Origin of the sequence: Roseibaca sp. Y0-43 (assembly GCF_020667835.1) — a bacterium.
Taxonomy (GTDB): domain Bacteria; phylum Pseudomonadota; class Alphaproteobacteria; order Rhodobacterales; family Rhodobacteraceae; genus Roseinatronobacter.
This window is the reverse complement of record NZ_JAFMPR010000021.1, coordinates 1-12,600: the sequence shown is the minus strand read 5'-3', so window position 1 is coordinate 12,600 and position 12,600 is coordinate 1. Positions and strand designations below refer to the sequence as shown.

Below are 12,600 nucleotides of genomic sequence, written 5' to 3'. Positions count from 1 at the left end.
GGCTCCAGGACATGAATCCCCCATCCAGAATCGATCCCGTCGTCATCCGCAAGGGCAGATGCTCACTCCCTCAGTTCCAAACGCGATTCCCCTGCAAGCCGCTGAACGGCGGAATAGTCATCTGTCACATGCTCAATTGCGTCAGACAATACGCTGAAAATCATCCAAAATTCATTGTGCTCAAGCCGGCGTATGGCCTCAAGGTTGTCGCTCGAGAGCAGAGCGATCTCTCCCGAATTATGCAGTTGAGCCAAAAATCTGCCTAGGTCTCGCTTTCTATCTTTGTGCTCGAGGTCGAGAATTACCGGGATGAGGCGTCTGGCGGCGTCGCCCTCGATAATCAGTTGAGTTAAGTTCCTTCCTTCCGTCACTCTCCAAGCCTCGTTCATCATTTCATTCTTCGCACAACCATACCGCGTGGCCCTATCGTTGGAAACTACCACCTCTCAAGGAGGTATAGGTGATTTGCACAACAACTTGTCTGGACCTTGCAACCGCAGCGAAGCTGTGGTCTCCGCCATTTCGATCGCCGCCATCAACCCTGAACGCCATACAACTCCCTCAGCTGCTGCGGCACCGGCTCGGCAATATCCCATTGCACCGTTATCGGCGCATCCCCCTCCCAGCCTGCGAACTGCACCGGGCCAGCATAGCGGAACGGAGCTGCGCGCCCATCGCGCAGTTTCGATTTGCGCAGGAACAGGTGAACCGTCCAGCCGGGCCCGACGCCAGAAATTATGCGACCGCGCATGTCGTCGCGGCGTGTGCTGGTCTGGGTTTGCCAGACAAAGCGCGTGGGGCTCGCGAATTGGTCGGCGTAATGGCTGCCAACGGACATGCTGCCCTTGTCCATCGTTACCAGAAGGATCATCGCCCGCACGCCCTTCAGGACCACGATACCGGCGTTCCAAGACCCCGTGTTGAAGACCGCCCCGAAATGCGGCGCGATCTGGTCGCGCTGGTATTCCTGCCAGAGGGTCAGACCCTTGGCTGGGGCTATTGGAGCGGGGGCAGCATCTTCGGCGGCTTCCGCCAGGCCGGTCGCCCCGGGTAGGTCGTAGGTCACATCCCGCGCCTGAAGGTATCGCAGGAGCCGCCAGTCGACGAGTTCCGAGGCGAGCGCGGTGAGGGCCGCGTTCTCGGCTGAGGCAAACGTGGTCTCGAACGTGCCTGGGCCCAACTGGAACCAGTCCGTCTCGGCCAGGATCTTCAGCGGTTGCTGCATCAGAAGTGTGCGCATACGGGGCGCGTCGTCTGGATCGACGCTCAGGTCCGCTTTGATCTGCGGGTTGCGCCGGGCGAGACGGGCAACGCGCTCCACCAGATCAGTCAGCGCGATCCGGCCTGGGAAGGCTCCCGCTTCGATCATCGCGCGCAGGACTAGCATCTTATAGCTGCGGGTCATGCGCGTCGTCTCGATCTCGTCCAGAAGCGTGCGATGCGCAGTCCAGGCGGTGCGCTGTGCGTCGTACAGGTCGCCCATGTCGGCCACGAACCCCAGCCAGCCCGCATGCCCCGTGCGGCCGGGGTTGAAGCCCGCGTTCTGCACCTCGGAGGCTGTGGGCCGTGTGCCGTGGCGCTCGCGAAAATCGCGGTAGAAGGCGGCCAGTTCCTCGCCGTCGCGCGGCTGGCGGATCAGGGACCGCAGTATGTCGAGCGCCTGCAGGTCATAGGTCACCTCGCAGCCTACCGGGAACTGGATCAGCTTGTCGGTCAGCCGCTCCAGCGCCAGCCGCAACGCGCCGTCGCCTGCGCCCAGCTTGAGAAGCGTGCGGAACTTGGTCAGGAATATCCGGTGGTTGCCGATATAGTCGATGACGGCCAGATGCGTTTTCTCCGCTGACCGGCGCAATCCGCGGCCCAGTTGCTGCAGCCAGATCACTGGGCTCTCAGTGGGGCGCAGCATCAGCACCGTGTCGATCGAGGGCACATCGACACCCTCGTTGAACATGTCGACAGCAAAGACGATGTCGAGATCGCCATCTTCCAGCGCCTTCAGCGCGCTGGCCCGCGGGGCGGACGTGTCGCCCGAATGGACCGCCACGGCGCGCAGCCCGCGCGCTTGCGCGAAATCGGCCATGAAATCGGCGTGGCGGCGGGACACGCAGAAGCCGATCGTTTTGGTGCCGCCGCGCTTGGCAAGCTGCTCGAGCGCGTTTTCGGCGCGGGCCTGGGTTGCGACCGCTTCGGTCAGCGCAGCCTCATCGAACCGCCCGCTGCGCCACGGGATCTGGGAATATTCGACCGGATCGGGCACGCCGAAATAGTGGAAGGGGGCCAGCAGCCCCCGGTCGATCCCGGACCAGAGATCGCATTCGTAGACGAGGTTTTCTTCGCAAAGGCCCAACAGGTCGCCACCATCGCTGCGGTCGGGCGTGGCGGTCAGACCCAGCAGGAAGCCGGGCTGGAAATGGTCGATGATCCGCCGATAGGTGGCAGCGGCCGCATGGTGAAATTCGTCGACGACGATGTAATCAAAGGCCTGTGGATCGAACCGGGTCAGATGCGCATTTCGCGCGAGAGTCTGGACAGAGGCGAAGACGATGTCAGCCTCGGCGTCCTTTTCCTCACCTGAGTAGCGCCCAAGCCGGGCGCGAGGCCGGACAGCGCGGAAGGCGGCCATGGCTTGGGTCAGGATTTCCTCGCGATGCGCGACAAACAGGATGCGGGCCGCATCCGCGCTGTCGAAAGCCGCGAGGAATGTCTTGCCCAGGCCCGTGGCCAAAACCACCAGCCCAGCACCATAACCCTTCGCCCGGGTCGCGCGCAGGGCTGCCAGCGCCTCGGCCTGAACCTCGTGCGGGGTGGGGGCGGTTTCCGGGGCTTCTATCGGTGCGCCGCTGGCCGTGGGCAGGGGGGCGATGCGACGCGCCTCGTAGGCGTCGATCCAGGCGGGCGTCAGCTCTGTGACCTCGGGCCGGGCCAGCAGAGCCGCGAAGGCCGCGCGGGCGGCCAGAAGCGGGGCAGGATCGACCGGATCGACATGACGCAGGTTCCATTCGATGCCGTCTGTCAGCGCCGACCGGGACAGGTTCGACGACCCCACGATCAGCGCTCCGCCGTCGCCTGCGAAGGTGAACATCCAGGCTTTGGGGTGGAACGGGATCTGTGCGGCCTGGAACACATGCAGCCTGCGCGCGCCCTCGAGGTCGGAAATCAGCCGCAGCGCCGCTGGTTCCGTCACGCCGAGATAATCGCCGGTCAAGAGCCGCAGCTCGCCTCCACGGTCCAGCAGATCGCGCAGATGCGGCAGCACCAGCCTGACGCCGGAGGTCATTAGGAAGGACACGGACAGATCGACGGCGCGCGCCCGGTCGATCAGGGGGCGCAGATGGGCGTGCAGCGCATCTTTACCGCCCGAGATCAGCGGGCGATCATGGGGCATGCCCGGTAAGGGGCCGGGTGCCGCCAATGGTGGATCAAGGCGCAAGTGGACATGGCCACCAGTCTCGACCAGCGTCACTCGCGCGGTGGTGCCCTCGGTCTCGAGGAGGGCCTCCGCCGCCCCGATCCTGGCAGCAAGGGCTGCTTGATCTGCGGCGGAAAGCTCCCGCCAGCGGGCGACATGACGACGGGGCGCAAGGGCAAGACCCGCGCCCTGGCGGATCAGGATGACCTGGGCGTCGCATTCCACGATGGCGCTGGCGGCGGCATCGCACAGAGCGCAGGCAGGGTTGCGTGACCCCTCAACAGGAACACCCGATCCGCCAGTCACGCCTTTTTCACCACTGCATTCACCCACACCTCCGACGCGCGACCGGGACGACAATCGCGGCTCTCCCAGAAGTCAGGTTCGTTGAACGCGCCGCATCCGTCCAGGAGTGCTGCCAGATTTTCCGCAGTCATGTCGGTAAATCGGCGTCCGTCCTTCACCCGCTCGCCGGTGCCGCGCTTGAATGACAAGTAGAGCGCGCCGTCAGGAACCAGATGGGCGGACAGTCGGTCGATGACGCCGGGCAAGTCCACCACGGCCACATGAAGCAGGGACGCGCAGGCCCAGATGCCTTCGAGCGAATGTTCCCAGGCGAAATCCTCGAAACGCATCAGTCGGGTCTCGACTGCCGCATGGGCTTGCGTGGCAGCCACCATGGCGGGCGAGGCATCGAAGGCCTTCACATCGTAGCCTGAGACGCGGAAAGCCAGCGCATCGCGCCCTGACCCTGATCCGGCATCGAGAATACGTGCTGGACCATCCGCCCGCGCAGGCACAGCTGCCAGAAACCGCTCCCGGGCATCCGACATGTCGACGTCGCGCGTGGTCGCGATGAAGGCATTCGTGTTGCTCTCGTAGTAATTAGTCAAAATGGGGTCCGATCTGGCTCTTCCAGCCGTATCTTCTCAATAAATCATGGGTTTGACCAGGTGATGAAAAGGGGTCGTGAGCACCAATTTCTGCGTCGTTTGCATCATTGCTCCGCCGCATTAATCAGGCGCATCACGCGCTGCTCGAACCCCTGCCTGACTGAGGCCACCAGCCCCGCTGGAAACCCCGGCGGCATCTCCGCCATCGCCCCGTCAAATGCCCGATCCGCCCGCCCCCGAATGTCGTCAAACACCCCCGCCACCTGTTTCCGCGAGAACCCCGCAGTCAGCGCCGTCTCGACAAAGTGCCGCCCGTGGATGTCTGCGACGCGGTAATGCCGCCCCTTGCCCGCGCGCATGGCGAGTTTCATGTCCTTGACCTGCAACGCCCCCGCATCGAGCGAGGGCTGCACCGTCAGCACGTCGTAAAGCGGCGTCATGCGGAAACGCCCGCCGGGCATCAGGGCGATGCTGAAGTTCTTCGCGTGCCCGTCCGTCGCCCCGATCAGCCAGAACAGGATCACGACCTTCAGGAAATCCGCCCGGTCGCGCTGCGGCTCGTCGCTGCCGGTCAGCAGATCGCAGATTTCCACGATCCCTGGGCCGCCCTCGTTCTGGTACTTGCGGGTCGGGGGCACGGACAGCGCCTGGCAGCAATCCTCCTGCGGCAGGCGGATCAGGCGACCGTCCCGGGCGCGCAGCCGGTCGAAGCGCTCAACGACCAGCGCGCGCGCCCCCTCGAAATCCGCGATCTCGGTCCGTGCCACTGGCAAGCCAAAGGCTGCAAGCAAGCGTAGGCAGAAGTGCTCGTTCTCGATGCTGTCGGTCAGGTCCATGCCATTGGGCAGGCGGCCGATGGCGGGCTTCAGGATATGTGTCGTGGGCGCGGTGCCGGTCGGCAGCACCCATTGCCCTTCGTGGAACAGAAGCGCCGTCTTTTCCTGCGCGCCGGCGACGGAGATGCGGAAATCCTGCTCGGCCCGGATGCCAAGCGGGGTCTGCGCCAGATCCCGCAGCATGGTGCCGATCTGGGCGTCGCTCAATGGCTCACCGGTCAGCGCGCGGGGATCGCCCGGCACCTCTCCCTCGGGCAGGAATTGCAGCGCGCCCACACAATCGCGCCCGATCCGCGCGAGCAGGCTGTAGGCGTCCACACCATCCGCCCCCACCCGTTCGGCCACGCGGCGGCGGATGAGGTCGCTGTCGGGCAACAGGTTCTCGAAAACCGCGATCACGGGCGGGCCGGTGTAGCGCTCGGGCCGCAGGGGCAGGGCGCGCGAGATGGGCAGCGTGTTCTCCCAGGCCAGCCATTCCGCCGCATAGGTGAAGGCGAAGGCCCCGTCCGGCGCGCGGAAATATTGCCCCACGCGGCGGCCGTTCATGTAGACGTCGAGCGGCGCATAGGTGCGCTTGCGCCCCATCAGAAGATGTCCTCGAGATCACGCGGGGTCATCTTGCTGCGCGGCATGATCCGCAATTCCAGGTCCAGCGCCGCGAGCAGGTCGAAGATCGTCTCCGCCTTGGCGCCGCTGGCGCCGGTCTCGATGTTGGACACTGTGCGCTGCCAGACGCCCGCGCGGGCGGCAAGCTCGGCCTGCGTCAGACCCTTGGCCTTGCGGGCGGCGCGCAGGGTCTGGCCAAGATCCTTGGTGGTGCGGGCGATCTGATCCATCCGGGTAATCCTTTCCCGACGAAGATGATCGGGGGATCATATGGAGTCAATATGTTCTGCGAGTGATAATTGCAATTTATGATCCCGAGGATATTTTTCATGGGTTTGTCTTCGCCTTCTGCCGGGTAAGTGGTGGTGGATCGTCGACCGTGTACAGCACGGCTGCTTGATGCCGGTCGGCATGAATTTTCGCTACGCGCAGAGACCGGAAAATAGCCCATGGGCTATATACGAATCTTATAGCCCTAGGGCTATATTGACAAAATATCGCCCTTGAACTATCGAAAGGCCATGGACACCCTGCCCGCATACCCCATCCGAAGCCTGCGCCAAGCCGGGGCCGTGCTTAAGGCGCGGCGCGCGGCGCGGAAGATCAGCCAGAAGCAGCTTGGCGAGATGACGGGCACCGCGCAATCCACCATTTCCGACATCGAGAACGGCGTCGTCTCCGTCAGCCTCGATGTCTATCTTCGCCTTCTCGAGGCCCTCGGCACGGAACTGTCCGCGACGGACCGTGTAGCCGACCCAGGGCAGCGCTAGGATGGCACGCATCGCACGCGCGGGCCGCCGCACACGTCAAAGCAAGACAGCAGTCTGGTACGAAAGAGCGCGGGTGGGCACGCTGACCCGCGCGACGGACGGGGCTATTGCCTTCACCTATGATCCCGGCTGGCTCGCGTCCGAGGCCGCTTTTCCGGTCGCCAGTGTCCTGCCGCTGACCAAGCTCAAATGGCAGGGCGACCCGGTTGTCGCCGCCTTCGACAACCTCCTGCCCGATGCCGAGGGCGAGCTGCGCGAGAAGATCGCCGCGCGTGTCGGGGCACAGGGCAAGGATGTGTTCTCTCTGTTGTCCGTGCTGGGGCGCGACTGCGTCGGCGCGCTGCAATTCCTGCCGGAGGACGAGGCCCCGTCCGATCAGGACATGCAGTATCGCGTAATTTCCGAAGAGGAGATGGCCGCCGACCTGAAGAACCTCGCCACAGCGCCGCTCGCCCTGGGTGAAGACGAGGATTTCCGGATTTCCATCGCCGGCGCGCAGGAAAAGACGGCCTATCTGCGGATCGACGGCCAATGGGCCAAGCCGCGCGGCATCACGCCGACCAGCCATATCTTCAAGACGCCCATGGGCATCATTCCCGGACCCGAGCAGATCGACCTGAGCGACAGCGTCGAGAACGAGTTGTTCTGCATGACCTTGGCACGCGAGATCGGCCTGCCTGTCGCACATGTCGAAAAGCTCACCCTGCCCGGGCAGGTCGTGCTCTCGGTCGAGCGGTTCGATCGCGTCTGGCACGGCGACACCCTGAAACGCCTGCCGCAAGAGGACATCTGCCAGTCGCTGGGCTACCCTTCTGCCATGAAATACCAGCGGCTGGGTGGCCCCGGTGTTGCGCAGATCATGGAGCTTTTGCGGGAATCCGACACGCCCATCGAGGATCGGGAGATGTTCTTCCGGGCGCAGATCTTCTTCTTCCTGATCGGGGCCTCGGACGGGCATGCTAAAAACTTCAGCCTGCGTCTGGGGCGTCGGGCGCGGTTCACGCTCGCGCCCCTCTATGACATCCTGAGCGTCGCCCCGGTCGTGCGCGCCGGACGCTTGCAGCGCAAGCGCTACCGCCTCGCCATGTCGATCGACGGCCATTATGGCATCGACGAGATCGTGCCCCGCCACTTCGAGGCCGAGGGCCGCGCGGCGGGTCTGCCTAGGGGCCGCGCCCTCGAGCTGTTGCAGGACATGACCGATCGGCTGGGCCCCGCGCTGGAGCGGGCGCTTCTGGCGGTGGGCGATCAGGTCCCGGCGGCGGTCAGCGACCCGATTGCAAGCGATGCGATGCAGCGTGCGGCGCAGATGCGGGACCTGCCAAGTCCGATCTAGAGGCGGCAGGCCTTCGCCAGATCCTCGGTCTCGATTGCCGCGCCGACAGCGCTGAAATCGCGGGCATCCATGCCAAGCTGGCCACCGATGGGGTGTAAGGACCCTAAAATATGGCGCGAATTTTCACTGGTCACGACTTCGCGCTGACCGCATCACCATCCCTCAGGCGCGTCGTCGGCGCCACTCGCGTCCGCACTTGGGCTGTTTTCCGAAGATGCGTTCATTCGGCGCGACGTGATCCTTTTCGGAAGTGTTCTCTCCGCCAGCATCAATCCGAGCTCATCCGATGCCGGATCGACGAGTTCGGCCAGCCGGTCGAAAAGCCCCAGAACCGAAAGGGCCATGGCCAGAGTGTTCAGCGAGACGCCCGGATCGCCCTGTTCCAGGCGGTGCAGCGTGCTGCGTCCAACGCCCATGCGCGCCGCCATGTCGGTTGTTGAGATCCGGCGTGCCCGGCGTGCGCGGGAGATGTCCTGCCCAAGCCGCGCGATACCGCGAGCGATCGAGGGGTGAACCGCGCTCCCCTTGGTGCGTGCTGCTTTGTCCGTGCTGGCAGTCATTGTCCTGCATCTCGGTCAGAAAAGTTTTTTTGTCTTACTTATGATACGAAAGATTTGATGAGCCAACCCTCCGTTGCAACCCCCACCCTATGTCTTCAGTCGGTTTTTGTTCTGCAAGTAACACAAAAATCAATATTCTGATTTACTTGCGAGACAAATCGGGCCGACTGGCGTCGGCGAATGCCTCTGACTGCGCCCCCAACCCCTCCAGCGCCTTGTCGACCTCGCGCGCCTTCTTGGCCAGCTGTGCCTCCCACAGACTGCGAAACGCCTCGGCGAATTCGACCAGGCCCCCGGCGAAGGTGCGGATCGTCGTCATGTCCTCGTCGGTGAAGGGCAGAGGGCGGCCGCGCAGTTTTGCCTCGTTCAGTTTGCGGGCGATGTGGTTGACCGCAGCGCCTTCGGTGGCGACCTGCGCGCCCCAGGCTTGCAGATGGTCCAGCACGACCGGATCGACCGGGCGCAGCAGGATGTCGGCTGCCCCCATCAGGCGGCGCAGGGCGGCGGGTTGGTCGGTGATGCCGCGACGCGCCAGTGCGGCCTGAAACCCGGCCAACTGGCGCGCACTCAGCCGGGTGCTGATTGTTCTGGTCAGGGCAGGTCGGGCGCCGTTGGCCCGGCTCAGCGTGTTGTAGATCGTCCGGATCGAGACGCCGAAGCGGCGGGCCAGCACGGCGGCAGGGGTGCCCCCGGCGCGGGCCTCGATGATCTGGTGGCGTTCGCCGTCGGTCAGTTTGCGATGGTGGCGCATGTGAAGTTTACGTTCCTATTTCTTGCCAACTTCCTCCAAGCCCCCCGCCTCCCAGCGTCAGCGGAGACGGGTCAGGGGCTTGGAGTCAGTTTCGATTGGTTTGCTCGGCTGGACAGGGCGCAGGGGACGCGATGCGGGAAACGCGATGCGCACAGCACGGGGTAGGAAACGCAGCACAAAGGACGCGATGCGCGATGCGGAAGGCGCGGCGCAGGCAACGCGGGACAGGACGCACGGTCCAGAACGCGCCATGCACGGAACGCGATGCGCGGCGCATTTTGCAAAGGACGCGCCGCTCATCCCGCCAACCCCGCCGCGCGAAGCTGGCCATCGGTCACCAGCCCTGCCGCCATCAGTGCCTTCACCTGCGGAGCGGTGATGTGCTTGCACATCGGGCTCCGGTCGCGCACCCAAGCGGCCAGCCTGGCGTGGTGATCAGCGGTCAGCGCCGTTCGCGCCTGCCGTTCCTCGGCCATCATTTCGAGGAAGCGCCGCCACCGGCGTGCGGCGAACCAGTTGTCGGAGAAACAGACCTTGGACCTCGTGAAGCCGGCGCTCTCGGTCGCATAGGCCTGCACGGCGCGCAGCAGGTCGTCCGGGTCGATCCCCTCGGCCAGCGCCTCGGCAATCACGCTCACACTCGCAGCCCTCCCGCGCTGCCGGTCCTTGGGGTAGGCCGCCCAGATCCTTTCAACCCTTTCATCCACCGCCGCCTCCGCGCGCTTGCGCGTAGGTGGTTTATGGATGGTTTCAGGGTGGTTTGGGGTCCACCGTGGACCCGGTACCCCGTCCACCCTGGACCCCCTACCGGGGTCACGCTGGACGGGGTCCACTGTGGACCCCGTCCCCTCATCGGGTTCGGCGGAACTTTCCAAGGCCATCACGCGGTCGAGCACGATGCGGTAGATCACCGTGAATCCGTTCTTGCAGGGACGGCGTCCGGTCTCGATCAGGATGCCCTCTTTCAGGAAATCGCTGATCGTTCGCTTCACGGTGCTTTCGCCCAGCTCCGTGTGCCGCTGGATCGTGCCCTTGGAACACCAGATGCCCGAGCCGTCATCGCTCGCCTTGTCGGCCAGGAACATGATGATCTGCTTGCGCGCGGCGCTGCCGAAGATGCGGTCGGCGCAGAGATTGGCGATCTTCCAGCTCATGCGCGGGCCCCCGGGAAGGGGAAGCGGCGGCGCGTCAGTGACGGCGTATCAAACCGCTTGACAGGCCGTGAAATGCCGCCCCACCATTCGCCCAAAGCCCCTTTCCGGGCCCGCAAATGGTTTGACAGTCGGCCGCTAAGTGCCTGATTTTCCGTGGTGGGTTTGACAGAAAATTCGCCCGTAACCGCCTGATCTTGCATCCACAATCTGGGATTGAAAATCCTCGTGTCGGTGGTTCGATTCCGCCCCCGGGCACCATTTTAACTATAAAATACAATGACTTAGCCATCGCACAGTTTTTACTCCCTGCGTTGCACACTCATCGCACAGTATTGATGGGCGCTGGGTGGGCTGAAAAGCTGTGTTGAACACAGTGTTTGGAATCAATGTGTTGGCCACAGCAAGTGGAACATAGCGTTTGCCCCACAGTAACTCAACTTGCTCTTGGAACACATCAACTCAGCACCGTCTCAAACCACACCAACTCTACACAAACCTAGACCATGTTCTGGGCGGCGAGCGGACTTTCGTTTTTGATGAAGCGAAAGGCGTGATCGAGCGCAATTTGGCCGATGTCTACATCGTCGCGAGTGCCCGGTTTCGAGCAATGATCACATAGCGGACAAGACTGCCGTCTTCGTTTGATTATGAGACACGAGGGCTATTGACAGCGTCTCTTTGCTTCGATCACAGCACTTGGCGCGGCACGGAAACGGGACAGGTCCAAGAAATGCCAGCAGTGGCACATAGAGCCGCGAACACATGATATCCAACAAAGCACCTTGTCAGACTAAACCGATCCTATAGAGTTCGGGCAGGGAGTTCAGCGTTGGTCGTCGTCGCCTTCTTGGCCATAGCTGAGTGAATTGCGCAAATCTCACCTTACACCAACCCAAGTGGACGCGAAGCGGCGTGCATCACTTTTTCTGACTGTGTCCATCCATGCCATGCGTCACGATTACGCACACGACAGAATACCAATACGGAACCGAGGTCCTTCTCGGACCGCACAGACTGATGCTCCGTCCGCGTGAAACCCGGGATCTCATTCTGACGTCCTTCGACCTCGAGATCAGTCCCGCCGCCCACATCGACTGGTCCCACGACGTTTCCGGCAATGCGATCGCGATGGCGCAATTCGACACCAAAACGATGGTGCTTTCGATCCGGTCATGCGCGCGTGTGGAATTGCGCGCTCCGACTTGGCCGGTCTTCCCGATTGCCCCCGCTGCGGCTTCGTACCCTTTCGTGTATTCACCCGACGATTGGACCGATCTCGGCGCGCTGGCTGTGCCGCAATATGCGGACGAAACTGACCGGCTGTCGCGGTGGGTCGAGAGCTTTGTCATGGCGCGGCCAACGGACACGCTTTCGCTGCTGAAAGATATCGGCAACGGTATTACGGCCGGGATTTCCTACCAGAGTCGCGAGACAGAAGGCACGCAGGGGCCACTGGAGACCCTCGACAGGGGTTGGGGATCCTGCCGGGATTTCGCAGTACTGTTCGCGGAAGCTGTTCGAACGTTGGGCTTCGGGGCTAGGCTCGTCTCCGGATATTTGTTCAATCCCTTGGGGAACGATGTTGGGTCGGCTGACTCTGGTTCCACTCACGCCTGGGTCGAGGTTTTCGTTCCCGGAGCGGGCTGGATCCCGTTCGACCCAACAAACCGATCGGTCGGCTCCACCAATCTCATTCCTGTCGCCGTCGCGAGGAGGATCCAGCAAGTTGCTCCGATCAGCGGGAGCTTCCACGGGAGACCTTCAGACGTCTTGTCGATGGATGTGCGCGTGGATGTTGCAGACGCCGGGGCTGGCTCTTCTGAGTGACGAGGCGAAACAGGGAATTATGCGTCGGTGCTGGCAGCCACCTTGAGAACCGGTGGCATCGAAGAAAAGAAGCGCTGCCCTGCTGGTCAAACGCCATATGCGCTGTGGGCGTGCGATTTATGTGCAACGCAAATTGAAGGTCGGCAAAGTGTGCACAGCAGCCGCGGGTGCGGACGCGGCGATTCCGTAGGGCAGACGCTGCTGTAGATTTGACCGGCGTCCAATCATGCTGAGAACTGCTGTTGAGGCGCTGAGCTGCCGATTGACCTGCCCCCCGGTGGTCCCTCGTTCATAACGAGAGTCTGCGAGTTTGATTCTGCACTGCTCCCCAACCTTGGACCGCCGGAAGCTGGATTTTTCCGGCCCTTGCACTGCTCCCCAACCTTGGACCGCCGGAAGCTGGATTTTTCCGGCTCTTTCACGATGACGGGCTGGTGACGCCATCGGGATAGTGCATG

At 63.2% G+C, this 12,600-nt stretch carries 12 protein-coding genes and 1 tRNA gene; 6 read left to right on the top strand and 7 right to left on the bottom strand.

Going from position 1 to position 12,600, the window contains the following annotated elements; genetic code table 11:
* Nucleotides 1-266 (top strand): hypothetical protein (locus J1C52_RS14680; protein ID WP_227428682.1); only part of this gene is annotated, 266 nt, incomplete at its 5' end.
* Nucleotides 267-535: 269 nt separating this feature from the next.
* Here J1C52_RS14680 and J1C52_RS14675 read toward each other — a convergent pair.
* Nucleotides 536-3,385 (bottom strand): DUF3427 domain-containing protein, encoded by a 2,850-nt coding sequence (locus tag J1C52_RS14675; RefSeq protein ID WP_227428681.1) that lies wholly within the window; start codon nt 3,383-3,385, stop codon nt 536-538.
* A gap of 51 nt (nt 3,386-3,436) precedes the next feature.
* Between J1C52_RS14675 and J1C52_RS14670 the strand changes: the two genes are divergently transcribed.
* Entirely contained in the window at nt 3,437-3,682 is a 246-nt protein-coding gene (locus J1C52_RS14670) for a hypothetical protein (protein ID WP_227428680.1), read from the top strand.
* A 29-nt stretch (nt 3,683-3,711) separates the two neighbouring features.
* On the opposite strand, the gene J1C52_RS14665 is transcribed toward J1C52_RS14670, so the two are convergent.
* The 3 genes from J1C52_RS14665 to J1C52_RS14655 all read right to left on the bottom strand — a co-directional run bounded on the left by J1C52_RS14665 (nt 3,712) and on the right by J1C52_RS14655 (nt 5,974).
* Entirely contained in the window at nt 3,712-4,302 is a 591-nt protein-coding gene (locus J1C52_RS14665) for a class I SAM-dependent methyltransferase (protein WP_227428679.1), read from the bottom strand.
* A gap of 104 nt (nt 4,303-4,406) precedes the next feature.
* Nucleotides 4,407-5,723 carry a type II toxin-antitoxin system HipA family toxin gene (locus J1C52_RS14660; protein ID WP_227428678.1) on the bottom strand — a complete coding sequence of 439 codons (1,317 nt, stop codon included), beginning with the start codon at nt 5,721-5,723 and terminating at the stop codon, nt 4,407-4,409.
* Nucleotides 5,723-5,974 carry a helix-turn-helix domain-containing protein gene (locus tag J1C52_RS14655; protein WP_227428677.1) on the bottom strand — a complete coding sequence of 84 codons (252 nt, stop codon included), beginning with the start codon at nt 5,972-5,974 and terminating at the stop codon, nt 5,723-5,725. Before J1C52_RS14655 ends, J1C52_RS14660 begins: the two co-directional genes overlap by 1 nt.
* A 291-nt stretch (nt 5,975-6,265) precedes the next feature.
* Here J1C52_RS14655 and J1C52_RS14650 point away from each other — a divergent pair, with 291 nt between their 5' ends.
* Both J1C52_RS14650 and J1C52_RS14645 read left to right on the top strand, forming a co-directional pair.
* Nucleotides 6,266-6,514, top strand: a complete 249-nt coding sequence (locus J1C52_RS14650; RefSeq protein WP_227428676.1) for a helix-turn-helix domain-containing protein — start codon at nt 6,266-6,268, stop codon at nt 6,512-6,514.
* 1 nt (nt 6,515) lies between these two features.
* Nucleotides 6,516-7,850, top strand: coding sequence for a type II toxin-antitoxin system HipA family toxin (locus J1C52_RS14645; protein WP_227428675.1), 1,335 nt, complete (start codon nt 6,516-6,518; stop codon nt 7,848-7,850).
* Between the two features lie 152 nt (nt 7,851-8,002).
* On the opposite strand, the gene J1C52_RS14640 is transcribed toward J1C52_RS14645, so the two are convergent.
* The 3 genes from J1C52_RS14640 to J1C52_RS14630 all read right to left on the bottom strand — a co-directional run bounded on the left by J1C52_RS14640 (nt 8,003) and on the right by J1C52_RS14630 (nt 10,315).
* A complete protein-coding gene (locus J1C52_RS14640; protein ID WP_227428674.1) occupies nt 8,003-8,410 on the bottom strand; it encodes a helix-turn-helix domain-containing protein in 408 nt (135 codons plus the stop codon).
* A gap of 142 nt (nt 8,411-8,552) precedes the next feature.
* The gene (locus tag J1C52_RS14635; protein WP_227428673.1) at nt 8,553-9,161 is read right to left on the bottom strand and encodes a helix-turn-helix domain-containing protein; all 609 of its coding nucleotides are present in this window, start codon (nt 9,159-9,161) and stop codon (nt 8,553-8,555) included.
* Between the two features lie 296 nt (nt 9,162-9,457).
* Nucleotides 9,458-10,315 carry a hypothetical protein gene (locus J1C52_RS14630; protein WP_227428672.1) on the bottom strand — a complete coding sequence of 286 codons (858 nt, stop codon included), beginning with the start codon at nt 10,313-10,315 and terminating at the stop codon, nt 9,458-9,460.
* A gap of 176 nt (nt 10,316-10,491) precedes the next feature.
* Here J1C52_RS14630 and J1C52_RS14625 point away from each other — a divergent pair.
* Together J1C52_RS14625 and J1C52_RS14620 are read left to right on the top strand one after the other, a co-directional pair.
* Nucleotides 10,492-10,573: transfer RNA gene (locus J1C52_RS14625), tRNA-Ser, on the top strand.
* A 684-nt stretch (nt 10,574-11,257) separates the two neighbouring features.
* Complete coding sequence (locus tag J1C52_RS14620; protein ID WP_227428671.1) at nt 11,258-12,142, top strand: transglutaminase family protein; 885 nt, start codon at nt 11,258-11,260, stop codon at nt 12,140-12,142.
* Nucleotides 12,143-12,600: the final 458 nt, after the last annotated feature.

Excerpts from the sequence above, each read along its gene's own strand:
- J1C52_RS14675 (WP_227428681.1), bottom strand. The coding sequence starts at position 3,385 with ATGCCCCATGATCGCCCGCTGATCTCGGGCGGTAAAGATGCGCTGCAC.
- J1C52_RS14670 (WP_227428680.1), top strand. The coding sequence starts at position 3,437 with ATGGCCACCAGTCTCGACCAGCGTCACTCGCGCGGTGGTGCCCTCGGT.
- J1C52_RS14660 (WP_227428678.1), bottom strand. The coding sequence starts at position 5,723 with ATGGGGCGCAAGCGCACCTATGCGCCGCTCGACGTCTACATGAACGGC.
- J1C52_RS14655 (WP_227428677.1), bottom strand. The coding sequence starts at position 5,974 with ATGGATCAGATCGCCCGCACCACCAAGGATCTTGGCCAGACCCTGCGC.
- J1C52_RS14650 (WP_227428676.1), top strand. The coding sequence starts at position 6,266 with ATGGACACCCTGCCCGCATACCCCATCCGAAGCCTGCGCCAAGCCGGG.
- J1C52_RS14645 (WP_227428675.1), top strand. The coding sequence starts at position 6,516 with ATGGCACGCATCGCACGCGCGGGCCGCCGCACACGTCAAAGCAAGACA.
- J1C52_RS14640 (WP_227428674.1), bottom strand. The coding sequence starts at position 8,410 with ATGACTGCCAGCACGGACAAAGCAGCACGCACCAAGGGGAGCGCGGTT.
- J1C52_RS14635 (WP_227428673.1), bottom strand. The coding sequence starts at position 9,161 with ATGCGCCACCATCGCAAACTGACCGACGGCGAACGCCACCAGATCATC.
- J1C52_RS14630 (WP_227428672.1), bottom strand. The coding sequence starts at position 10,315 with ATGAGCTGGAAGATCGCCAATCTCTGCGCCGACCGCATCTTCGGCAGC.
- J1C52_RS14620 (WP_227428671.1), top strand. The coding sequence starts at position 11,258 with ATGCCATGCGTCACGATTACGCACACGACAGAATACCAATACGGAACC.